This window comes from Chryseobacterium panacisoli (assembly GCF_008274625.1).
GTDB lineage: Bacteria > Bacteroidota > Bacteroidia > Flavobacteriales > Weeksellaceae > Chryseobacterium > Chryseobacterium panacisoli.
Genome location: NZ_VTRU01000001.1, coordinates 655,882 through 677,415 on the forward strand (window position 1 = coordinate 655,882; position 21,534 = coordinate 677,415).

General features: G+C 37.4%; 21 protein-coding genes. 15 read left to right on the plus strand and 6 right to left on the minus strand.

Annotation, left to right across the window (positions count from 1 at the left end; translation table 11 throughout):
* The first annotated feature begins 127 nt into the window (after nt 1–127).
* The 4 genes from FW781_RS03125 (at nt 128) to FW781_RS03140 (ending at nt 4,261) form a co-directional block, all read left to right on the plus strand.
* On the plus strand, nt 128–793 hold the full coding sequence (locus FW781_RS03125) for an O-methyltransferase (protein ID WP_149386068.1): 666 nt from the start codon (nt 128–130) through the stop codon (nt 791–793).
* Nucleotides 794–894: 101 nt separating this feature from the next.
* The gene (locus tag FW781_RS03130; RefSeq protein WP_149386069.1) at nt 895–3,018 is read left to right on the plus strand and encodes a Tex family protein; all 2,124 of its coding nucleotides are present in this window, start codon (nt 895–897) and stop codon (nt 3,016–3,018) included.
* A 41-nt stretch (nt 3,019–3,059) separates the two neighbouring features.
* On the plus strand, nt 3,060–3,710 hold the full coding sequence (locus FW781_RS03135; RefSeq protein WP_172625651.1) for an HAD family hydrolase: 651 nt from the start codon (nt 3,060–3,062) through the stop codon (nt 3,708–3,710).
* Complete coding sequence (locus FW781_RS03140) at nt 3,710–4,261, plus strand: RDD family protein (RefSeq protein WP_149386071.1); 552 nt, start codon at nt 3,710–3,712, stop codon at nt 4,259–4,261. The genes FW781_RS03135 and FW781_RS03140 overlap by 1 nt, the downstream gene beginning before the upstream one ends.
* Nucleotides 4,262–4,318: 57 nt before the next feature.
* Here FW781_RS03140 and FW781_RS03145 read toward each other — a convergent pair whose 3' ends face one another.
* From FW781_RS03145 to FW781_RS03155, 3 genes are all read right to left on the minus strand, one after another.
* Complete coding sequence (locus FW781_RS03145) at nt 4,319–5,890, minus strand: M28 family peptidase (protein WP_149386072.1); 1,572 nt, start codon at nt 5,888–5,890, stop codon at nt 4,319–4,321.
* 257 nt (nt 5,891–6,147) lie between these two features.
* Entirely contained in the window at nt 6,148–6,324 is a 177-nt protein-coding gene (locus FW781_RS03150; RefSeq protein WP_047377485.1) for a histone H1, read from the minus strand.
* Between the two features lie 311 nt (nt 6,325–6,635).
* Complete coding sequence (locus FW781_RS03155) at nt 6,636–8,042, minus strand: aminotransferase-like domain-containing protein (protein WP_149386073.1); 1,407 nt, start codon at nt 8,040–8,042, stop codon at nt 6,636–6,638.
* Nucleotides 8,043–8,159: 117 nt separating this feature from the next.
* On the opposite strand from FW781_RS03155, the gene FW781_RS03160 reads away from it, so the two are divergent.
* From FW781_RS03160 to FW781_RS03170, 3 genes are all read left to right on the plus strand, one after another.
* A complete protein-coding gene (locus FW781_RS03160; protein WP_149386074.1) occupies nt 8,160–8,681 on the plus strand; it encodes a hypothetical protein in 522 nt (173 codons plus the stop codon).
* A gap of 169 nt (nt 8,682–8,850) precedes the next feature.
* Nucleotides 8,851–9,765, plus strand: coding sequence for a helix-turn-helix domain-containing protein (locus FW781_RS03165; protein WP_149386075.1), 915 nt, complete (start codon nt 8,851–8,853; stop codon nt 9,763–9,765).
* An 88-nt stretch (nt 9,766–9,853) separates the two neighbouring features.
* Nucleotides 9,854–11,059, plus strand: coding sequence for an MFS transporter (locus FW781_RS03170; protein ID WP_149386076.1), 1,206 nt, complete (start codon nt 9,854–9,856; stop codon nt 11,057–11,059).
* An 18-nt stretch (nt 11,060–11,077) separates the two neighbouring features.
* On the opposite strand, the gene FW781_RS03175 is transcribed toward FW781_RS03170, so the two are convergent.
* Nucleotides 11,078–11,431 (minus strand): DUF488 domain-containing protein, encoded by a 354-nt coding sequence (locus tag FW781_RS03175; RefSeq protein ID WP_149386077.1) that lies wholly within the window; start codon nt 11,429–11,431, stop codon nt 11,078–11,080.
* Nucleotides 11,432–11,635: 204 nt separating this feature from the next.
* On the opposite strand from FW781_RS03175, the gene FW781_RS03180 reads away from it, so the two are divergent.
* On the plus strand, nt 11,636–12,112 hold the full coding sequence (locus FW781_RS03180; RefSeq protein WP_149386078.1) for a MarR family winged helix-turn-helix transcriptional regulator: 477 nt from the start codon (nt 11,636–11,638) through the stop codon (nt 12,110–12,112).
* Nucleotides 12,109–12,951: a universal stress protein gene (locus tag FW781_RS03185; RefSeq protein ID WP_149386079.1), complete on the plus strand. Its 843-nt coding sequence runs from the start codon at nt 12,109–12,111 to the stop codon at nt 12,949–12,951. Before FW781_RS03180 ends, FW781_RS03185 begins: the two co-directional genes overlap by 4 nt.
* 27 nt (nt 12,952–12,978) lie before the next feature.
* Here FW781_RS03185 and FW781_RS03190 read toward each other — a convergent pair whose 3' ends face one another.
* Nucleotides 12,979–13,575, minus strand: a complete 597-nt coding sequence (locus FW781_RS03190) for a Crp/Fnr family transcriptional regulator (RefSeq protein ID WP_149386080.1) — start codon at nt 13,573–13,575, stop codon at nt 12,979–12,981.
* A 109-nt stretch (nt 13,576–13,684) separates the two neighbouring features.
* Nucleotides 13,685–14,041, minus strand: a complete 357-nt coding sequence (locus tag FW781_RS03195; RefSeq protein ID WP_149386081.1) for a winged helix-turn-helix transcriptional regulator — start codon at nt 14,039–14,041, stop codon at nt 13,685–13,687.
* A gap of 116 nt (nt 14,042–14,157) precedes the next feature.
* Here FW781_RS03195 and FW781_RS03200 point away from each other — a divergent pair, with 116 nt between their 5' ends.
* The 6 genes from FW781_RS03200 (at nt 14,158) to FW781_RS03225 (ending at nt 21,254) form a co-directional block, all read left to right on the plus strand.
* On the plus strand, nt 14,158–14,760 hold the full coding sequence (locus FW781_RS03200) for an FMN-dependent NADH-azoreductase (protein WP_149386082.1): 603 nt from the start codon (nt 14,158–14,160) through the stop codon (nt 14,758–14,760).
* Between the two features lie 149 nt (nt 14,761–14,909).
* Complete coding sequence (locus FW781_RS03205) at nt 14,910–15,323, plus strand: RidA family protein (protein WP_149386083.1); 414 nt, start codon at nt 14,910–14,912, stop codon at nt 15,321–15,323.
* A gap of 405 nt (nt 15,324–15,728) precedes the next feature.
* Nucleotides 15,729–16,175, plus strand: a complete 447-nt coding sequence (locus FW781_RS03210; RefSeq protein WP_149386084.1) for a hypothetical protein — start codon at nt 15,729–15,731, stop codon at nt 16,173–16,175.
* Nucleotides 16,172–18,250: a GMC oxidoreductase gene (locus FW781_RS03215; protein ID WP_149386085.1), complete on the plus strand. Its 2,079-nt coding sequence runs from the start codon at nt 16,172–16,174 to the stop codon at nt 18,248–18,250. The genes FW781_RS03210 and FW781_RS03215 overlap by 4 nt, the downstream gene beginning before the upstream one ends.
* Before the next feature lie 4 nt (nt 18,251–18,254).
* Complete coding sequence (locus tag FW781_RS03220; protein ID WP_149386086.1) at nt 18,255–19,706, plus strand: ferritin-like domain-containing protein; 1,452 nt, start codon at nt 18,255–18,257, stop codon at nt 19,704–19,706.
* Nucleotides 19,707–19,724: 18 nt separating this feature from the next.
* Complete coding sequence (locus FW781_RS03225; protein ID WP_149386087.1) at nt 19,725–21,254, plus strand: peroxidase, FMP-type; 1,530 nt, start codon at nt 19,725–19,727, stop codon at nt 21,252–21,254.
* The last annotated feature ends 280 nt before the right edge of the window (nt 21,255–21,534 follow it).

Genomic DNA, 21,534 nt, shown 5'->3' on the forward strand with positions numbered 1-21,534 from the left:
TCGGTTAAAATGTATAAAAAACATTTGTACCTTAGAATTCTATAATCTACTGATTTTGTTTTTGCCTACATCTCACAGATTATTCTAAAAATAGACAATAAAACTTCAATTACCAAATTCAAAAAAAATGAATCAGCAACTCTTCGAAAAAGTAGATCAGTACATTAGTAATCTGGTAGCTCCTGAAGACAGTTTTCTCCAAGAAACAATTCAGTCTTTAGATGATGCTTCCATGCCTCAAATCAGTATAACTCCCACGCAAGGCAAGTTTTTGCAGGTTATGATGCTTATGTGTAAGGCTAAACGTGTATTAGAATTGGGTACTTTAGGTGCCTACAGCACTATTTGGATGGCAAGGGCAATTCCTTCAGATGGTAAAGTAATAACCATAGAGTACGATCCTCATCATGCTGATATTGCCAGCAGGAATATTGCAAAAGCCGGACTTTCTGATCAGATTGATCTTCGGGTTGGCAAGGCTATGGATCTGTTAAAAGAGCTTATTGCTGCAAACGAAGATCCTTTTGATTTTATTTTTATCGATGCCGACAAACCACCTTACACAGAATATTTTGAATTAGCCCTTAAGCTTTCGCATCCCGGAACAGTGATTGTATGTGATAATATAATTAGGGAGGGCAAGGTATTGGATGAAAACACCAATGATGAAAGAGTGATGGGTGTACAGCGTTTTAATAAAATGCTGGCCAGCAATCCAAAAGTTACCGCTACTATTATGCAAACAGTAGGTGCAAAAGAATATGACGGAATGTCAATTGCCGTTGTCAATTGATTTGAAACCTTAATTCTGGTTAATAAAAAATATTGTAAAGGTGAGGCAACTCGCCTTTTTTCTTTATAAAAACCTTATTTTAGCTATCCGAAAACAGAACAATGACGACCGTAGAATTTATACAGAAGCAGCTCAATATTTCTGAAAAGAGCATCAACAATACTTTACAATTATTAGCAGAAGACTGCACTATTCCTTTTATTTCCCGTTACCGAAAAGACAAAACCGGAAATCTTGATGAAATACAGATCGAACAGATCTCAAAGATCAGCAAACAGTTTGAAGACATTGTCAAGAGAAAAGAATCTATCTTAAAATCTATAGAAGAACAGAATGCTTTAAGTCCTGAACTTCAACAGAGAATTGAAGACAGCTTTGATATTCAGGAGCTGGAAGATTTATATCTGCCTTTCAAAAAACGTAAGAAAACCAAAGCTGATACTGCCAAGGAAAAAGGACTGGAACCTTTAGCCAGGATCATTATGAGTCAGAAAAATAATGACATTCAGTTTCTGGCTTCAAAATACCTGAACAATGAAGTTGCCTCCGAAGAAGAAGCGCTTCAGGGTGCGAGAGACATCATGGCAGAATGGATCAACGAAAATATGTATGTCCGTAAGAATCTCCGCAGGCTCTTTCAGCGTAAGGCAGTTGTTACCTCCAAAGTGGTGAAAGCTAAAAAAGATGAGGAAGATGCTCAAAAATTCTCTCAATATTTTGAATGGGAAGAAAGTCTCAGCAGAACACCATCTCACCGACTTCTCGCCATGTTAAGAGCCGAAACAGAAGGTTTTGTAAAAACAAACGTAGGAATAGACAAAGAAGAAGCTATTGACTTCATTGAAAAAGCTATTATCAAATCCAATAATGAAAGTTCGGACCAAATTGCAATAGCGATAAAAGACAGTTATAAAAGACTTTTAGAACCTGCTATCTCCAATGAAGCATTACAGGAAGCCAAGGAAAAAGCAGATAAAAAAGCAATTGAAATCTTCTCTGAGAATTTAAGCCAGCTTCTGCTTGCTCCTCCTTTGGGAGAGAAAAGAATTCTGGCAATAGATCCGGGATACAGAAGCGGGTGCAAAGTAGTGTGCCTGGATGAAAAAGGAGATTTACTGCACAATGAAACTCTTTACCCTCACGCTCCGCAGAATGAAAGCGGAATGGCAATGAAAAAGATCCGTTCAATGGTGAATGCTTATAATATTGAAGCGATCTCTATCGGAAACGGAACGGCAAGCCGTGAAACAGAATTTTTTATCAAAAAGATTGCTTTCGATAAACCGCTGCAGGTTTTTGTAGTTTCAGAGGCCGGAGCATCAGTTTATTCGGCCAGTAAAATTGCAAGGGAAGAATTTCCAACCTATGATGTAACGGTGCGTGGGGCTGTTTCTATCGGAAGGAGACTTTCTGATCCGTTAGCTGAATTGGTAAAAATTGATGCCAAGTCTATTGGAGTTGGGCAGTACCAGCATGATGTAGATCAGACTCAACTGAAAAATGAGTTAGATTCTACTGTGATGAAATGTGTAAATTCTGTGGGAATTAATTTAAATACAGCAAGTAAATCACTTTTAAGCTATGTTTCAGGAATCGGAGAGAAAATGGCTGAAAACATTGTCAATTACCGCGCTGAAAACGGAGCGTTTGAAGACAGAAAACAGCTTAAAAAAGTTCCGAGGCTTGGAGAAAAAGCCTTCCAGCAGGCAGCCGCTTTTGTAAGAATTACAAATGCAAAAAATCCGTTGGATAATTCTGCTGTACACCCTGAAGCTTATGGAATAGTGGAAAAAATAGCCAAAGACTTAGGTATTAAAACCCATGAGCTGATCGCTAATAAAGAAAAAATAGCTCTGGTAAAACCGGAAAGCTATATCACAGGTGAAATCGGAATCTTAGGCATCAAAGATATTTTAAAAGAGCTTGAAAAACCAGGTCTGGATCCAAGAAAAGCGGCCAAGGTATTTGAATTTGACCCTACTGTCAAAAGCATTAAAGACTTAAAAGCAGGCATGATTCTTCCAGGAATTGTGAACAACATTACTGCTTTTGGATGTTTTGTAGATCTTGGAATCAAAGAAAGCGGATTGGTTCATATCTCCCAGTTAAAAGACGGGTTTGTATCGGATGTAAATGAAGTGGTAAAACTTCACCAGCATGTCCGTGTAAAAGTAACAGAAGTAGATGAAGCCAGAAAAAGAGTGCAACTAAGTATGATTTTGTAATTATCAGTTGTAAATTAAGCATAAACCACAAAATATTTATTTTGAACACAAAGAATTTAATTTTCGATCTTGACGGAACATTATGGGATTCCAGAGCAACAATCATTAAAATATGGAATGAAGTTTTAGGCAGACATCAATTGACCCAAAGAGAACTTAAGCCTGAAGATATGGATCAATATATGGGATTACTGGCTCATGATATTATAAAAGATATTATTCCAGGTATTTCTGATCTGCAGGCCCAGGAACTCCTTTCTGAAATTGTAGCAGAAGAAAATAAAATACTGCACATACAAGGCGGGATTTTATATGAGGGTGTAGAAGAAACTTTAAAGAGCCTGGCCAGCGATCACTCTCTTTTCATTGTAAGTAACTGCCAGGATGGTTATATTGAATCATTTCTAGACTATTATCAGTTCAATGACCTTTTTGTCGATTTTGAATCTCATGGACGAACCCGAAAACCAAAATCTGAAAATATACAGCTCCTCATGGAAAGAAATCAGCTAAGCATTGAAGATTCAGTCTATATTGGTGATACGCAGACCGACTATAATTCTGCAACATCTAATAATCTGCCGTTTATTTTCTGCAAATATGGATTTGGAAAGCTGGCTGATCAACTTTATGAACCATCGATTCTTACGTTTTCGGACTTGAGAACCCATATTTCCGATAGTACAAAATAATGAAGATTTCTGAGCTTAAAGAGAAGAGAATTATTCGCAGACCAACCCGATCCTTTGATGAATCGGGAAACAGAATCTATAATGAATTCGAGTATGACTTTCCTTATACTCCTACTCATAAAGGAAATGAAACAGAACGTTTTTTTGCCAAGGTGATAGACATGATTCCTTTTTTCATGATATTCGTCTTCATATTCCATTTACCTGTTATCCTTGGTATTATTCTTTCAATTCCCTGTGTAATTATATCAGGAACACTTTGTGAATGGTATTTCGGGACGACCTTAGGCAAGAAAATTTTTAAGCTTACAATCCTTGATGACTATGGAAATCAGCCGGGTTTTATAAAATCATTGGTAAGAAATATATTGTGTCTGGCCAACTTTTGCCCGATTTTCACGGATTACACTCCACCGCCTAGCCATACCTGGGAAACACAAGGCACTCAAATGAACTTCAGTATGCATTTGAATAACAATATCTGTAAAACGCATATCGTAAAAGAAAACAAAGTAAAAGAAGTACGAGATATGCTTCTGCAAAAAAAATAAAAAGGCAGCCTAATCGGCTGCCTTTTTATTTTTTAATTCTACTGTTAGAATACAATTTTATTTATAATCCTTTGAACTTCTTCTGGGTTCTTTTACTTCCGGCCATTTTACCGTATCGCCTTTCTCATCCTGAGGCATTGCTCTTTTTTCTCTGTTGGTGAATTCCGGGTCTTCAGAAGCCATATAAGCTAATGCCGCCGTTAAAATCACATTGTTTTTTACCTCATCAAAAACAATTTTGTCATAGGTATCTTTTGTGGTATGCCATGTATATCCGAAATACCCCCAGTTCAGAGAACCTAAAGAAAATCCTGGTGCTCCGGCTGCTACAAATGAAGCATGATCCGAGCCGCCACCGCCTGGCATTCCGGGAAAATCGGTTTTAATATGGCTTTTCACTGCCTTTGGAACTCCGTCAAGCCATTTTCCGATATAATCATAAGCTTTTACAAATCCCTGGCCACTGATATTCACAACACGCCCTGTTCCGTTATCTTGGTTAAAAGCAGCCTGAATTCCTTTTATAATCTGAGGGTTATCCATCACAAAACCTCTGGACCCGTTTAATCCCTGCTCTTCACTTCCCCAAAGTCCTATTACGATAGTTCTTTTATTATTAGGATAATATTTTTTCAGGATTCTCATTGTTTCCAGCATCGTAATCGTTCCTGTTCCGTTATCTGTAGCGCCCTGAGCTCCGTCCCATGAATCAAGGTGAGCCGAAAGAATTACATATTCATCCGGTTTTTCTTTTCCTTTGATCATACCAATTGTGTTAAAACTTTTGGCTTCAGGAAGTATTTTAGACTGGGCATCAATTTTTATTTTAGGAAGAGTTCCTTTTTCTGCCATTCTGTAGAGCATTCCATAATCTTCCACATCAATATCAATCATAGGAATTTTGGTTGTTTTTGCTCCGAATATTCTGTTAGCTCCCATAATTCCAGTCCAGTTTGAAATAGCAATTCCTGCCGCTCCGGCTTTTTCCAAGGCCTCCGGAAGGCTGTTGTTGTCATATCCGATATTCTTCACATAAGCAGTGAAATCTTTAGCAGCCTGTTCTTTTTCTGCTTTAAGCTTTTCATACAGCTCAGGAGTGGCAAATTCTTTGATCTGTTCATCAGAACGTCCGATCTTCTGATACTGTGCCATCAGCACTATTTTTCCTTTTGCAGAAGGAAGCCATTGATCAAACTCGGCCTTAGAAGACACTTTAGGAAGCGTAATGACTTCTGCCTCAACCGCTTTTTTAGTAGCGGGGCTCCATGCAAGCTGTGTGGCAGCCAGAGATTTTACACGCGGATACGTCATATCCACATGGGTAGTACCTCTCTGCCATCCTTTCCATGTTCCAAACTGCTGAAGACTGGCATCTACTCCCCATGAACGAAGCTTACCAGCACTCCATTCGTTGGCTGCAAGCATTTCGGGAGTTCCTACAAGACGCGGCCCGATACCGTCCAACAGCTCATACGCAAGATTCTCCAGCTGAGAATTATTATTTACTTCATCTACAAAACTTTTTACGATAGGGTTTAGCCTTTCTTTTGGGTCAACCTTTACCTGAGCCCATGAAAACTGGGCAGCCAGCACTACTGCAGGCACTGCAAAAAATCTATTTATCCTCATAATATATATTGATTGGTTTAAAGATAAAGGAAATTAAGGAGATGATGAAAAATTGAACTTAAAAAAGCTCTTTTTAAAAGATATTATCAATTTTTTCAGAACAGTAAAGGAAAAAACACTAACCGATGACTACATGTAAATTAAAAAAACATGTTGTTGACCGTGTTTCAGAAGTTCTCTAAAGGCAGAAAACTTCAACATTGGAAATCCAAATTATGGCATAAAAAAGCCGGCTTCAAAAGCCGGCTAAAAGTGAATTATTTTTTAGCTTCTTCTACAGAAACTTTTCTGAAGTCTTTGAACAGTTTGCTTAGTTCTAAAGCCGCTTTACGAGCTCTTGTACCAGCTGCTTTGTTACCTTTTTCTGCTTGTTGGTTTGCCTCAGTTGTGAACGCTTCAAATTCTGCGTTGATTTTTTCAATTAGTTCTTTCATTTATTTAAAAATTTAGGCTGCAAATATAGGTTTTATGGCGATTCCAGCCTAATTGTGTTGAAAAAAAATGGTGGATTTAATTATTTTTTTTGAGTCTTTCTACAATTCAATTTAATTTTTAAAATAAAATCGAATTATTACTGGAAATCAGCCATCTGTTTGAATCTAAAATACGTAATAAATTAAGTTACCAATAAACCCTTAAGAATCAATGCGAATAGAAAAAATGAAGGCTCTAAAAGCTTTTATTTAATACCCGTCCAATCTCAAACCTTTTCCAATAATTTTATTATCCTTAACAATTTAAAACATTAATTCCTGAGCTTTTTTCCTGCTTTCTGTAATAAAATAATACTTTCGGAGGTAATACGCTCTGCAAAAACGATCCGGAAATGATAATAATATTTATTCGTGAATGAAAATGTATCTCCCGGAGTAAATAGAATCTGATGCTTTTCACAGTATTCATAAAATCTTTTCATGTCCGTATGTTCCGGAAGCTGTCCCCAAATGCTGTAACCACCCTGAGGCCTGTAAAAATAAGAACCTTCAGGAAAGTAAGTTCTTAAAGCGTCCAACACCTGTGCTGCCTGCTGGCTGAGTTTCTTCCTGAATGCCCGAAGATGTCTTTCATAACTGCTTCCCTGCAGTAGTTTCAAAACCAGTTCCTGATAAACAGGTGAAACAGTCCGTCCTAATGCAAACCTGATTCTTTCGGATTTTGCATAAAAATTTCCGGCATAAAGCCAGCCTAAACGTATTCCCGGTGCCAATGTTTTTGAAAATGATGAATAGATCATCACGTTTCCATTTTTATCGAAGCTTTTTATAGGTTGAGGTCTTTGTTCCTCAAAATAAAGATCGGAATACATATCATTTTCAATAATACACAAGTGATGGGCTTCTGCAATAGTAAGGACTTCTTTCTTCGTTTCATCATCCATTACCACTCCTGTGGGATTATGAAAATTAGGAGTTATAACAAGAGCGCAAATGTTATTCTCCTGACAGACTCTTCTGAAATATTCCGTATCAAAACCACTTCTATGGTGTATGGGAATCTCTATCACTTTCAGTTCCAGATGTGCAATCACTTCCAGCACGGAAAACACACACGGACTGTCAACAGCAACCAGATCTCCGGCTTTTGTGACTGATTTCAAAGCTATTGTGAGTGCCTGTAGTGCACCGTCTGTAATGATTATTTCATCAGGATTTAAAGTACAGCCGTAAGTTCCCATTTGTTTTGCAATCTCTTTCTTTAATGCTTGCAGACCATTTGACGGGTAATATCTGAGCAGCGATGCTCCTTTCTCACGAATCACTTCCTGCATCGTTCTGAGGATGAGTTTCTGCGGAATCAGTAAATCTCCCGGCACAGCTGCATTGAAAGAACTGGACTCTGAGGTCCTTTTGGATGTCAGCATCATATTTTTCAGAAACTCAGCATCTCTTATTACAACAGGCGGTTTTGCTCTGGCTTCCGGAATATTCTCTTCCTCAGTTTTTGCAACAAAATATCCTGACCTCGGATAGCTTCTGATCAGCCCTTTAATCATAAGATATTCAAACCCACTTTGTACAGAACTTGTACTGAGCTTATATTTTTCTTTAACTTCACGAACGGACGGAAGTCTGTCCTTTTCCTGTAAAACCCCGGTACGGATCTGTTTTTCTATTACCGCTGTAAAAACTTCATACTTATAAGATTTTGCCATAACATCAACTGTACTGAACAAATTTACAAAAAACACTATTCTGTACCGATGATATTTTAGCAAACTGTATCCCTTTTGAATGGATTAATCTTATAATTTTGAATAAAAAAAGATCCCATGGATATTATTTCAAAATTTACAGTAGGTTCTGAAGAGGGAATTTCTGATCTTATAACCATTATTGATTCTTCCGTTTATACACTACATAAAGACTTTATAAGTGAGGAAAACATTAAAAAATATATTCATAGTGAAATAGATCCGAGAAAAATCATCAATGACCTGAATGATCTTTCCAACCAGCTAATTATGACGTATGCAGATCAAAAACCTGCCGGATACAGCATCATCAAAAGTGGTTCTCTGCATCCTGGCATACCGGACGGAAAAAGAGCTACAGAAATCAGTTTTGTGATTATTCCAGAGTTTAATCTTCCTGAAACAAGGCAATCACTTTGGAAAAAATGCAGATCAGCAGTGAGCTTTACGGATATCATATGGGCCAATATGCTGGATCATGATCCACTTTCAGAGTTTTTAAAAGACTCTGGTTTTGTATCTGTTGCCACTTCAAAAGCTGGCCCATTCCAGCTCCCATCACATATTTTAGAATTGGAGATTAATAAAAATAATGTTTAATCACAGATTACTCAGATTTGCATATATAGTTATGATATTTTACAACAGATAGACAGTTTTTAATATTGCTATTATTGAGAGGAGCTATCCTTCTCATTTCTTTATTTCATTTAAAATTATTTTGAATGAAGAATGGTTTTATTATCTTTGATTTTTATAATTTATACTTATGAGCGATCAGCTGGAAACCATAGAAGATTACTACAAACGTATCCGGAAGAACCAGATCAAAATGTTTGATTCTGAGGATTTTGAAATAGGCAAGTCACATTTCAATATTTCGATGCGGAAATACTGCAGTTTTAAGAGTCCTTACAACCGCCGAGATTATTATAAAATCAGTTTTATCATTGGAAAAGGAACCATTCATTATGGCACACACCAGCTATATATTGACCGTCCGGCATTATTCTTTCCTTCCCCGAGCATTCCCTATTCCTGGGAGTGTGACAGTGATCTTCAGGAAGGTTATTTTTGTCTGTTCAACCAGGAATTTTTTAACGAAAATTCAGAATTTAATCTGTTTAAAAAAACTTCAATGTTCAAAGAATGGAGCAAACCTGTAGTCTTTCTGACCGAAGAACAGACTCAGCTGGCCACCCTTTATTTTGATCAGATTTACAAAATGAATAATTCTGCCTATCCTTTCCGATGCAGCAGTATCAAAAGCAATCTGGCCTCTGTTATGCACTTGGCAATGGAAAACCGTGTGGAAGACATCAACCCTAATGAACTTCCTGCAAATGTGCGTTTATACAGATTATTTGATGAGCTTCTCAACAAACAGTTTCCTTTAGACTCCCCTGCTTATCCACTTGCATTAAAAACTCCTTCGGACTTCGCGGATCGTCTTAATGTGCATGTGAATCATTTGAACTCTTCGGTAAAATCTGTAACACAGCTTACCACAACACAGCTTATTAAAGAAAAGATGTTTGAAGAGTCTAAAAATCTTCTGAAGTATACCAATTGGGACATCGCACAGATCGGTTATACATTAGGATTTGATCAGCCTGCTCATTTTAATAATTTCTTTAAAAAACATGCCCGGACTTCACCATTAAAATTTAAGAATTTATCTTAATATTTGATTTTTGTAATTTTTACTTTGTCTTTTAAAGTTTACTTTCATATTTCTTGACTTATTTTTGCATAGTTAAAAATGAATGAATATGTTGAGAGAAGCATCTGAAAAAAGAATCAGATTAATTACCATTATGGCTTTCGTATCGATCCCGCTGTCAGGGTTTGTTACAGACATTTATTTACCATCGTTCCCTTCTATGGCCAAGGAAATGATGGTTTCAGAAAAAGACATCCAGATTACTCTGACTTCATATCTCCTGAGCTACGGAATTTCCCAGTTATTTGTGGGAGGAATCCTGGACAGTATTGGCCGTTACCGTCCGAAACTGATTGCATTATTCTTATTGATTCTGACCAGTATTTTAATTACAATGACCAACAGCATTTTACTGATTTGCCTGCTTCGTATTCTACAGGGAGCTGCTGTTTCGGTTCTTGTTGTGGCCACGCGTGCTATTTTTGTAGATATTTATGATGCAGAGAGGGTAAAGCATTATTTGAGCTACTTTACGATTGTATGGTCGTGCGGTCCTATTCTGGCTCCATTCCTGGGGGGATATCTTGAGAAAATCTTTAACTGGCATGCTAACTTTTATTTTCTGGCAGCTTATGCCGGATTTTTATTCCTTTTCGAGTGGTTTTTTAGTGGAGAGAGTCTTCCCCAGAAAAAGAAACTGGACCTCTCAGAGAATATCAGCCTTTACAAAATGATGCTTAAGAACAGGATTTTCATGCTGGGAATTTTCATATTAGGACTGAGCTACTCTATTGTTATGGTATTTAATATTACCGGACCGTTTATTATTGAAAATACCTTTCATTTTACACCGGTAGTTATCGGATATTGTACATTAATATTAGGATTCTCATGGATGATCGGAGGTTTTATCGGAAAGCGTAGACTGACCCTTGATTTCAAACCAAGAATACTACAGCCTGTCCTGCTTCAGCTTATTCTGATTGCCGGGCTGATCATCACGAGTTATTTTGCAGAAAGTCTCTTCATCATGGTACCTTTTGCCTTTTTTATTCACATCTGTTCCGGGATTTTATTTACCTCCTTTTTTACGACAAGTATGCTTTACTTTCCTAAAAATGCAGGAACAGCTGGTGGATTAATGGGTGGATTGGTATATGTAATTACTTCGATAACGAGCTTTATTATTTCGGTAAGCGGAACCGTCAGCGAACAAAAAGACCTGTCCTGGCGTTATCTGATCATCGCATGCTTCCTTTTCGGAATCATCCTTATCATGCATCAAGCCGTAAAAAAAGAAAAAGCAGGGATTTAATCTCTGCTTTTTTTACCTCTATTTTATAGTTTCCAGATATTCTTTCAATATAATGGCATGACAATGTTCTTCATCTTTGGCCGCATACAGAAGTGTAATTTTTTCCTGATCTTTATGACGTTTCAGAAAGTCTCTTCCAAGGTCTGCTTCATGGAGTTCTTTTCTGTACTTTTCTGAAAATTCTGTCCATAATTCAAATGAATGATGAAACCATAGCCTTAACTCGGTTGATGGTGCCAGATCTTTCTCCCACTCATTGAGACCGGCATTTTCTTTAGAAAGCCCTCTCGGCCACAAACGATCAACCAATACACGGCAGCCGTCATTCGGAGACGAAATATCATACACTCTTTTTAACACAATTACAGACATTCTTCTTGTTTTTAAAAACTGCTAAGGTATCACGCTGCAAAATTTGTTCCTGTATTCTTATTTTCTATTTCTTATTTCTTGTTATAGAATACTTTATCTTCAATTAGTTTTAATTAAAACTAATTTTTTGTATATTTGTTAGGATGAGTCATGCTAAAAATAATTTTTGAACATTTACCTTATCCCCTATCATTATTACACAATATGCTTGAAAAACAGAACAATATATCAGAACTGGCTTTGGAGCTTGGCCTGGCAATGAGTGAAATGAAAAGCCGTCTTCGACAGAAGATTCAGACCACGATTAATGAATATGATCCTGATCTTTCTTTTGAACTGATTGAAGTTCTGGGCCTTCTTTCGCGTAATAATGGTATCAACCAGCAGGAAATAGGAAATAAAGTAAGCAAAGATAAATCAAGCATTACCTATCTCATCAACAGCCTTGTAAAACGTGATCTGGTTGAGCGGATTACTGATAAAAGTGACAGAAGAAATAAACAGGTCTTTTTGACTGCGAAAGGTAAACAGATTATAGAAACCGTTTATCCGTGGGCATTGGATCTTTATAAAAAAGCAGCTGGTGATATTGATACGGAAGAGATTTACAAAGCTCTGCTTCTTGTAAAAAAAATGACAGCAAACCTGGAAGAATCAGGACCAAAACATAATACAATATGAGAACAATCCTTGTACCCGTTGATTTTACATCAACTACGGAAAATGCAGTAAGAGTTGCCGCAGATTGGGCAAAAACCTACGAATATCAAAACATCATCTTACTCAAAACAGCAGGAGAATCTGAATTTGATTATCTGCATATTGCAGAAGGGCATTCGTTTGTGAATGAAGAAAGTGTCAATAATCTACTGCAAAGGACAGAATCATTATTTGATCAGCTAAGCAGTATTATTACAGAAAAGTCTCCTGAAGTCAAAGTGTCCAGGATATTAAGTGACTGGACTATTACCAGAAGCATCAATGAACTTTTAAAAAACCAGCCTTCTGCAGAGCTGATTATCCTGGGAAGTGACGACCAGACTTCTTCTACTGAGAGTTTTGTTTCCGACAATATTATCCGCATTGCAAGAACGAGTCCTGTGAAGACCCTAATTATTCCTAACAGCTATCACTACACTCCTATAAAAAACATATTTATTCCTTGTGATATAAAGGGAATTAAAAGATTAGAAAGACTGTTTCATCACAAATCCGTTATTCACAAACAGGATGTGCGTCTGATGTTTTTGAATATCAATACCAGTGAAAAAGAGGATGAGGAGAAAAAAAGAGAGCTGGAAGAGTATATTCGTGAGCGTTTAACAGATATTCCAAGCAGTATTCATTATTCTTATGATGAAAATGTTATTAAGGGTATTCTCACCTTTGCAGCCAATAATGAAGCGGATCTGATTATTGCTTTGCCAGGTCAGCATAGCTTTCTGTATTATCTGGCAAGCAGAAGTATTTCTGAGGGAATCTATCAGAATACCCATCAGCCCGTGCTTATTTTAAAATAATAAAGGGTTTAAAAATGAATGAAAGCGCTAATAATAAATTTTAGTACTTTCAATTTTAACAAGTTTCTGTTCCTGCATTTTCTTGACATACCTGATCACCGTTTCTACCCGAAGACCGGTTAAAGTTGCTATTTGCTGTCTTGTATAGGGAATCAGAAAGGAATAGGCTTCTTCAAATCCGAAATAGCTTTTAATATGATCAAAAAGCTTCATGAGCTTCACAATAGGATCAGAAATAGCAAGAAAGCTGGAAATCATAAATCTGAAATGCATTCTGTCAGCAATATATTTATTAATTTCCAGCATTAAATCCGGTTTTTCCAACAGTATCTGTAGAAATTTTGTTTTGGAAATCTTAATAATCTCACAGTCTGTAACGGCAATGGCATTAATCGCATAATGATGATCCGTAAACAAATAGCTTTCACCAATGCAGTGCCCATCAAAAGGGAGCCCGTGAACAAACTCTTTTCCGTCTTCTAAAAAAGTATTCAGTTTCACAGTACCATACCTGATCTGGAAATAATATTTAGCTGCAGTTCCTTCTTTAAAAATAATATCCGCCGCATTATATTTTTCCAGAATGGCTCCCCGGGAAAATAATAAGTCTTCACATATGATCATCTTGCCATTATTATTAATTTGAGTAAAAATACTTAAAGTATAAGCAATATTGCAACTTATCGAATACCATAGAAAAAATGTTTTTTGATATCAGTATTACTCTTTTTTATTATGCTGTGATTTTCTTTTTATGTTTTTTACCCCAATCTGCCAGAGCAGCAATCACATCTTTCAGAGACTCACTGTATTCTGTAGGAACATATTCTACCAAAACCGGTTTCTGATCTGTAAGAACGGTTCTTTCAACTAAATGATTCACTTCAAGCTTTTTCAATTCGCTGGACAGGACTCTTGCTGAGATTCCTTTGATGGTTCGCTGTAATTCATTGAAGCGTGTATGACCGCCTAAAATAGCAATCATTACTCTAATGGTCCACCTGCCTCCAAGAACATATAAAGCATCCTCAGTAGCAGCCAGATGCGTGCTGCATTGCGGCCTTGAATACACTATTTTTTCTTCTTCCATTGTCTCTGTTTTATGTGGTTACTAACCTAAATGTTATTACTAACCTTTTGGTAACTACTATCTTTTTATTAGTAAATATAGATAATTTTGAAACATCAATTTAAAAAAAAATAAAAATGAAACGAGTACTTCATATCATCTCCAGCCCAAGAAGCGAATCATCAATCAGTAAAAAACTGGGAAATGCTGTTGTAGAAAAAATCACAGCGAAATATCCTGACAGTGTTTTTAAAAAACGTGATCTTGCCAACCCACTGTTTCCTCATTTAGAAGAAGCCCATATCAATGCATTTTTCACTCCGGCTGAAAACCGTACTTCTGAACAGTTGGAAACTGTAAAGCTTTCTGATACAGTAATTGATGAACTGCATGAAGCTGATATTATCATTATTGAAGCTCCACTGTATAATTTCAGTATCACTTCTACCCTTAAATCATGGCTTGACCACATTGCGAGAGCAGGAAAGACATTCAGCTACAGCGAAAACGGTCCTGAAGGCCTGGTGAAGAATAAGAAAGTATACCTTGCTTTTTCAAGTGGCGGCGTATATTCTGAAGGAGAAAGACAAGCTTACGATTTTGTAGTTCCTTACTTAAAACAAACTCTTGGATTTATGGGAATGACGGATATTTCTGTTGTCCGTGCAGAAGGTCTTTCTGTTCCGGTTATTCAGGATACGGCCTTACAAAAAGGGATTGAAAGTATTGTTGTAGAGTAAAAAATTAAAATGCTGTCCGTTAAGAACAGCATTTTTTTATTGAATCTCATCATTAAAAAACGTTACTTAATTAAAAGAATACTTTTCTCAACATATGTAAAGACTTTCTTTGTTTTTATTTCTCATTTTTATCGGATTAAAATAAAAATATGGAAAATAATAAACAACCTCAGCTGATCAATCCCGCAGAACTGTTTAATCCGGAGCCTTACGGTTTCTCTCACAGTATTTCTGTGAAATCTCCTTTCCAGATGTGTTTTATATCCGGTCAGAGTGGCGGTGAAGGAGAAAACCATGTGCTGACAGATGATTTTAAAATGCAGGTACAGAATGCTTTGAAAAATTTAAAAATTGTTTTACAGAGCCATTCTATGACGTTTGAGAATATTGTTAAGATCACTCTTCTTATTGTTGATCACAATCAGGAAAAACTTGAGATATGGGTTGCAGAAGCTAAGAAAGTTTGGAAAGGGACATTCTTACCTACAAGTACCCTTATTCCTGTGAGTCAGTTGGCTTTACCGGGAATGTTATTTGAGATTGATGCTATTGCGGTGAAATAACCTGCAAAAACACATAAGCTTTCCTTTATTTCTGAATTCAACTTAACTTTATGAATTCACATGCCATTTAAGCCTGAATATTCAATTCAGGTATTTTTTTTCACATTATTTAAAATAATTCTAAACTAGGTGAAAACAAAACCTCTTAAAACCACCTCATACAAAGGGTTTGTTACAAAAAATTAAAATCATACAACTGGAAATTACGTAGAAATACTGAATCTTATATGACGGGATCTGATTAATTTCGGGTAAACAAAAACTGACAACTATGGATAGCTTGAAAAGCATGCATTCATTTCTGAAAAGGAAATGGTATCTGAAAATCCGGCAGCTATAGATCAATCGGTACGACAACTTCCTGTTAAAAGGAGTTGAAGATATCTAACCCAAATTTTTAACGAAATGAATATTATTAACAAAATCCTCAACGTCGACGATTATTATTTCGACGTGTTTATGTCTATCTCGGAAGCGCTTGCCGGGTTTACGGTAAACGAATTACAGTCTACGGGCCTGGCAGAAGCCTACTACACCTACGTTATGAAAAGCTTAGAAGCGGCTACTTTCGTAGAATTCCTTACAGTCTCTAAAAATATTCTTGAAAAATCTTCTGATGAAGATCAGTTGAAAAAAGCTATTCAAACTGAAATCATCGCCAATCCCGGAATGAATGACATTGCCGGAAAAGTGATCACGATGTGGTATTTGGGAACGTGGGAAGGCGCTTACATCAATGATCTTTCATACAAAGAAGGTCTTGTCTGGAACCTGATGCATTCTCATCCGCCCGGAGCAAAACAACCTGGCTACAAATCGTGGAACATTAAACCTGTAAACAGCTACTCATGAATCAGACCAACAATAAAAAAGATGTGATCATCGTAGGAACGGGGATTGCAGGATCATTGATTGCAAAGCTACTGTCTGATCATGTGTTTGATATAACAAAAGGCAAGATGATTCACCGTGCAGATGCAGGAAAATCGGATAATATTAAGGAAATATCAATCCTTATGTATGAGGCGGGGCTGGAAGCTGGTACTGAACTGGATTCCGTATCCTCTATGACCACTTATAATGAGTATATCCGTACTTTTTACAGAGAAGAAGCCAAAGTTCCCAACTCTCCTTACCCGAACTTGAAGCAGGCACCTTCTCCAAATGTTCTGGATATGGAACATATTGTACAGCCGTTTCCTGATAAAAAAGGATATCTGGTTCAGTTTGGGCCGATGCCATTTGCAAGTGATGCCATCAGAGTGGGAGGCGGAACTACCCTTCACTGGCTGGGAACTACCCCAAGAATGCTTCCGAATGATTTCAAACTTACAGAAAAATATGGGATTACCATTCCTCAGCCGAATTCTGATAAACCAAGTCCTGTCGATTGGCCGATAAATTATGAAGAGTTAAGGCCTTATTATGAAATGGCAGAATTTGAAATTGGAGTTTCAGGAGATGTTTCAAGACAGGAATATCCAATTGTTGAAAATATGGAGGAATATTATGGAGATTATGTATTTCCGATGGAAGAAATTCCTCAAAGTTATATGGATCATAAAATCATTGATGGGCTTAAAGGTACAAGCGTAAAGCTAAGCTCCGGAGAGATTCCTTTAATGATGGTACCTTCTCCACAAGGTAGAAACTCTATTCCGAATCCAAAATACGGAAAAACAAAGATCATCAAAGCCGAACCAAAAGAATCGGGATACAAACTGGTTTTAGACAGTTCTGAAAAAGAAGAATACAAGGCTCTCGGTTCTGTCTGGAATCCTTATATGGGAGAGCGTTGTGAAGGAAATGCGTCTTGTGTTCCGATCTGTCCGGTTCAGGCGAAATACAATGCTTTAAAAACATTGAAAAAGGCACTGTATAAAATTAATGATAATGAAAACCTTAAGCGTAATCCGTACATGCAGATTCAGGCTCAGAGTGTCGTGTACAGATTAAGTGTTGACCAGAATGATAAAGATAAAATTTCCAAAGTTCATCTGAGAAGGTATACTTCAAAGGAGAAAACAGATTTCGTTGAAGAGTCAATTGACACTTCAGATGCGATCGTAATTCTGGCGGCCAATGCTTTTGAAAATCCAAAAATACTACTGAATTCCAAATACACAGTTAATAATGTTGTGAAAACAGCTGCCAACAGCAGTGATCAGGTAGGAAGAAACCTGATGGATCATATGGTAATGCTTACCTGGGGGCTTTTCCCTGAACCGGTATATCCATACAGAGGTCCTGGTTCTACTACTAATATTTCGTCTTTCCGTGACGGAAAATTCAGAAGTGAATTTTCTGCATGGATCTCTCCTCTTGACAACTGGGGATGGGGCTGGCCGGCATTTTCCCCGGGATCTGATGTTGCCTATTTTATCAGCCAGGAGAAGCTTTTCGGAGCAGAATTAAGAGAAGCACTTACGAACAGGCTGTCAAAACAGGTTTTATTCCACTTCGAGATTGAGCAGCTGCCGAATCCGAATAACAGAGTAACCATTAATGATCAGTATCTGGATGTTCTTGGAATTCCGCGTCCTGTTATTCATTATGAGCTGACAGAGTACGAAATGAAAGCTATGGAACAGGCAAAACATGCTTCGGATCAGATGTTCAAAAGATTGCATATTGATGATTTCACAAAATATACTGACGAAGACAAGAATTCTGTGATCTACAATGGTGTAAGATATTCCTACAACGGAGCGGGCCACATCGTAGGAACTCACAGAATGGGTTCTACACCAGAGGATTCTGTCACCAACAGTTACTGTAAAGCCTGGGATCATCCGAATTTATACATTGTAGGAGCAGGAAACATGACCACTTTGGGAACTTCAAATCCTACTTTAACATTATCAGCATTCACCATCCGTTCAGTGGAATCTATCCTTGCTGATCTTGAAACTCAACTTAAAAAATAACAACATGAGACAAAGACTTATCAATAAAACAGCACAACCACAGGAAACATTAACAGCAGGGAGAATGGCAGTAAGAAGTGCGGTCGTTACAGAAGCGGTTTCATTACCTTCATTATTATTTGATTCAACACTTAGCAAAGAAGACTGGATTGAAGGATTAAAACATCACAGCAAAACATTAACAAATCTTTTACTGAATGATCAGATTGATGATTTCAATGCTTATTTAGAATCTCAGTTCGGTACAGAACTACCTGAATCAAAAAAAGGATTAACCGAAATTGATTATAAACCCATTTTACAGGATCTTTTACAGACAGCCATTCTCATTGAGCATTCTACCATTCCGCCTTATCTTACTGCTTTGTATTCGATTAAAGATGGAACCAATGCTCTTGCTTCCCAAATCATCCGAAGTGTTGCTGTGGAAGAAATGCTTCACCTGATCATGGTTTGTAATGTATTGAATGCAATTGATATCCAGCCTTCTGTTAACAAACAAGAAAATTACCCTACTTATCCGATGAAATTACCGATGAATGTTGATTTTTATATAGGTCTGGAAACATTCTCGAGTAACAGTATTGCCACTTTTATTGCCATTGAAAGCCCAACCAAACCTTTGGTAAAGGCTCCGAAATATGACCACATACCAGATTCTTCGGAATTATATTCTCAACGAGCTGCCGTACAGGATACCAATTTATGGACCCTTGAAAATATGAAAGGCTTCATCATGGAAAACGTCTATACTATTGGTGAATATTATGATGTTTTATTCTTCTATATTGTTATTTTCCAAATCATAGCTTATTACAAAGAGCATGGAACTCTTCCGAAGAATTTCGAAGAACTGAATAGGGGTGGAATTTTCACAGGAAAGCCATCCAAACAGATCCGTCCTGAACAGTATTACGGAAGTGGTGGGAAATTACATTTCGTAGAAGCTCTGGATGGCGTAATTGCTGTTTTCCAGGAAATTAAAGGACAGGGAGAAGGCGCTGATGACTCTATTTTCGATGTTGATCCGTCCCAGTTTGAAGAAGGGATGGAACTGGCTCATTATTTCAGATTTAAAGAAGTATTCCATGAGCATTTCTATCTCGGTGGAAACTACGAACCTTTTATGGATGAAAACGGAATGATGCCCGTTACTACACCACCAACGGGAAAAGATTTACCTGTAGACTGGAATGAAGCCTACCCTATGAAGCCTAACCCAAAAGTGGCAGATTATATCAAAAACAAAGAATTACATACACAGGGCGTTGAGTTTAATAAAACCTACAGACGGCTATTAGACGCCATACAAAGTGCGGTGGAAGGAAACCAAAGAGAACTGGAGAAATCCATTATGTACATGTATGCGTTGAAAGAACAGGCCGTTAACCTGATGAAACAGCCATTGGATTCACAAAATAATGCAGGTCCTACTTTCGAATACACCGAATTATAACCATAAAAACGATATATCATGCTTAAAAGAAAAAAAGAAAGTCCCCAAGCGGGAGGAGAACAGCTGCTCCGTAAAATGCCAGGCCAAAATGAAGTTAATCTGGCTGAGCTAATGGATGGATATTCAAAACTTCTTATTGATGATCCGGTAAGACCATTCAGAGAAGACAACCTTCAGGCGATAGAGAATAATGTAGATTACGGAATTCTGGCGGCACTGTCTGGTACATGGGTAAGTTATAATGTTAATTACAATAAAGATATTGCCAAACCCTCATTAGCAAGCGGAGTGCATACTACCATTATGCCTTCCCCCGGAACCAATTCAGGAACGATACCCGGAAAATTCGCTTTTGATAGTGAAGAATATATTGAGAAACTAACATTTTCTATTGTCCCGGGCGGCGTTCGTAACCGCGGTGGTGCCAGTGAACTCTTCTGTGGGGCTGTTAAATATGAGCAAAGCATCAAGAGTGTTAATACTGTACAGGGACAAGATGCTTTGAAATACACCCCTATTCATGAAGAAAACGGCATGTATCTCTGGTTGAGTGATGTCTACAACCATGCGGCAACTAAGGAATCTATTGAAAGAGACCGCGGCATTCATGCTTTTTCAAAGGAAGATGCAGAAAAGTATGGGTACACCGGAGAATACAGAGATGAGCCTTTGGTAAGAATAACACCGGACGGAGAGGAAAGAAAACAATATATTCTTCTAAGCCAGCTCCAGCCGGGACAGCCTTATTACGAGATTATTCCGGCACAGGAACTCAAGGCAGGAGCAGGAGTTGACGGCCCTTACTTTATTCCGGACTACTCTATTTCCCGAAGCGGCGTTATTCCTCACGGAAGTACCATTACTTTACTTGGCGATATTATTCCCCAGAATACGGCTGATAATACCTTCTATTTAATTGAAGGTTCACCTAAATTTCCTTATGGAAAAGAAGCATGGGATACTAATCATCTTTCCATTTCACGAACTATGGGAAACGCAGGGGTAACACCTGACAATATTATTGATCTTGACAAACCTGCACCGGATTGGGTTCATGAAACCCTTAATGATGATAATGATCCGGGTTCAAATAAAATCTACACCCAGAGAATACTCGCAGATGATTTATATCCTTATTCTGTACGGCCTGATCTGAGGCTCAGGGATACACTAAGAGGTCAGAAGGTTAGCAATTATGTACATGTGAGAATGTCTTCCAAAATGAAAACCGGCGCACAGGGAGGTATTTTAAATGTTCCTTTTGTAAACCGTTTTGTTCCGACTGTTGAAGTGGATATGGATATGTGGATTGAAACCATTATTGAAGACGGGAAAGAAATTCTTCAGCTGCAATATGAGCAGATTGTATTCTTTGAATTTGATTTCGGAAATGATGGCGGTACCACAAGCTGGCCTCATATTCAGGTCAATACACTTCGTAAGATTCAAGATATCCCTGAGGATCAGAGAAAAGTGATTGAAGAGCAGTTTTTCAATACTACGGGAAGTTCTGATTCAGCATCAGGATGCCCTTATCATAAAGGATAATATTGCTGAAAAATGGATGGTATTTAATTACATAAATCCCCCAAATAAAGTAGGAGATCTGTATGGGTCTCCTATTTATGTAAAATATCAGCTTCTTTCACAACCTATTTTCTATATCAAAAAAACAGTTTTAAAACCCTGATTGATGGATCAGCATACCATTTAGAACATCTTTTTAAAAAAATATATTATTTTAATCTAATGTCTATATTTGCAAAGTTTCATTTTGAATTTCAAGCCTCACGAAATTCAGTTGCCAACCAGAAAGACTATCAGCTAT

Excerpts from the sequence above, each read along its gene's own strand:
- FW781_RS03125 (WP_149386068.1), top strand. The coding sequence starts at position 128 with ATGAATCAGCAACTCTTCGAAAAAGTAGATCAGTACATTAGTAATCTG.
- FW781_RS03130 (WP_149386069.1), top strand. The coding sequence starts at position 895 with ATGACGACCGTAGAATTTATACAGAAGCAGCTCAATATTTCTGAAAAG.
- FW781_RS03140 (WP_149386071.1), top strand. The coding sequence starts at position 3,710 with ATGAAGATTTCTGAGCTTAAAGAGAAGAGAATTATTCGCAGACCAACC.
- FW781_RS03145 (WP_149386072.1), bottom strand. The coding sequence starts at position 5,890 with ATGAGGATAAATAGATTTTTTGCAGTGCCTGCAGTAGTGCTGGCTGCC.
- FW781_RS03150 (WP_047377485.1), bottom strand. The coding sequence starts at position 6,324 with ATGAAAGAACTAATTGAAAAAATCAACGCAGAATTTGAAGCGTTCACA.
- FW781_RS03155 (WP_149386073.1), bottom strand. The coding sequence starts at position 8,042 with ATGGCAAAATCTTATAAGTATGAAGTTTTTACAGCGGTAATAGAAAAA.
- FW781_RS03160 (WP_149386074.1), top strand. The coding sequence starts at position 8,160 with ATGGATATTATTTCAAAATTTACAGTAGGTTCTGAAGAGGGAATTTCT.
- FW781_RS03165 (WP_149386075.1), top strand. The coding sequence starts at position 8,851 with ATGAGCGATCAGCTGGAAACCATAGAAGATTACTACAAACGTATCCGG.
- FW781_RS03170 (WP_149386076.1), top strand. The coding sequence starts at position 9,854 with ATGTTGAGAGAAGCATCTGAAAAAAGAATCAGATTAATTACCATTATG.
- FW781_RS03175 (WP_149386077.1), bottom strand. The coding sequence starts at position 11,431 with ATGTCTGTAATTGTGTTAAAAAGAGTGTATGATATTTCGTCTCCGAAT.
- FW781_RS03180 (WP_149386078.1), top strand. The coding sequence starts at position 11,636 with ATGCTTGAAAAACAGAACAATATATCAGAACTGGCTTTGGAGCTTGGC.
- FW781_RS03185 (WP_149386079.1), top strand. The coding sequence starts at position 12,109 with ATGAGAACAATCCTTGTACCCGTTGATTTTACATCAACTACGGAAAAT.
- FW781_RS03190 (WP_149386080.1), bottom strand. The coding sequence starts at position 13,575 with ATGATCATATGTGAAGACTTATTATTTTCCCGGGGAGCCATTCTGGAA.
- FW781_RS03195 (WP_149386081.1), bottom strand. The coding sequence starts at position 14,041 with ATGGAAGAAGAAAAAATAGTGTATTCAAGGCCGCAATGCAGCACGCAT.
- FW781_RS03200 (WP_149386082.1), top strand. The coding sequence starts at position 14,158 with ATGAAACGAGTACTTCATATCATCTCCAGCCCAAGAAGCGAATCATCA.
- FW781_RS03205 (WP_149386083.1), top strand. The coding sequence starts at position 14,910 with ATGGAAAATAATAAACAACCTCAGCTGATCAATCCCGCAGAACTGTTT.
- FW781_RS03210 (WP_149386084.1), top strand. The coding sequence starts at position 15,729 with ATGAATATTATTAACAAAATCCTCAACGTCGACGATTATTATTTCGAC.
- FW781_RS03215 (WP_149386085.1), top strand. The coding sequence starts at position 16,172 with ATGAATCAGACCAACAATAAAAAAGATGTGATCATCGTAGGAACGGGG.
- FW781_RS03220 (WP_149386086.1), top strand. The coding sequence starts at position 18,255 with ATGAGACAAAGACTTATCAATAAAACAGCACAACCACAGGAAACATTA.
- FW781_RS03225 (WP_149386087.1), top strand. The coding sequence starts at position 19,725 with ATGCTTAAAAGAAAAAAAGAAAGTCCCCAAGCGGGAGGAGAACAGCTG.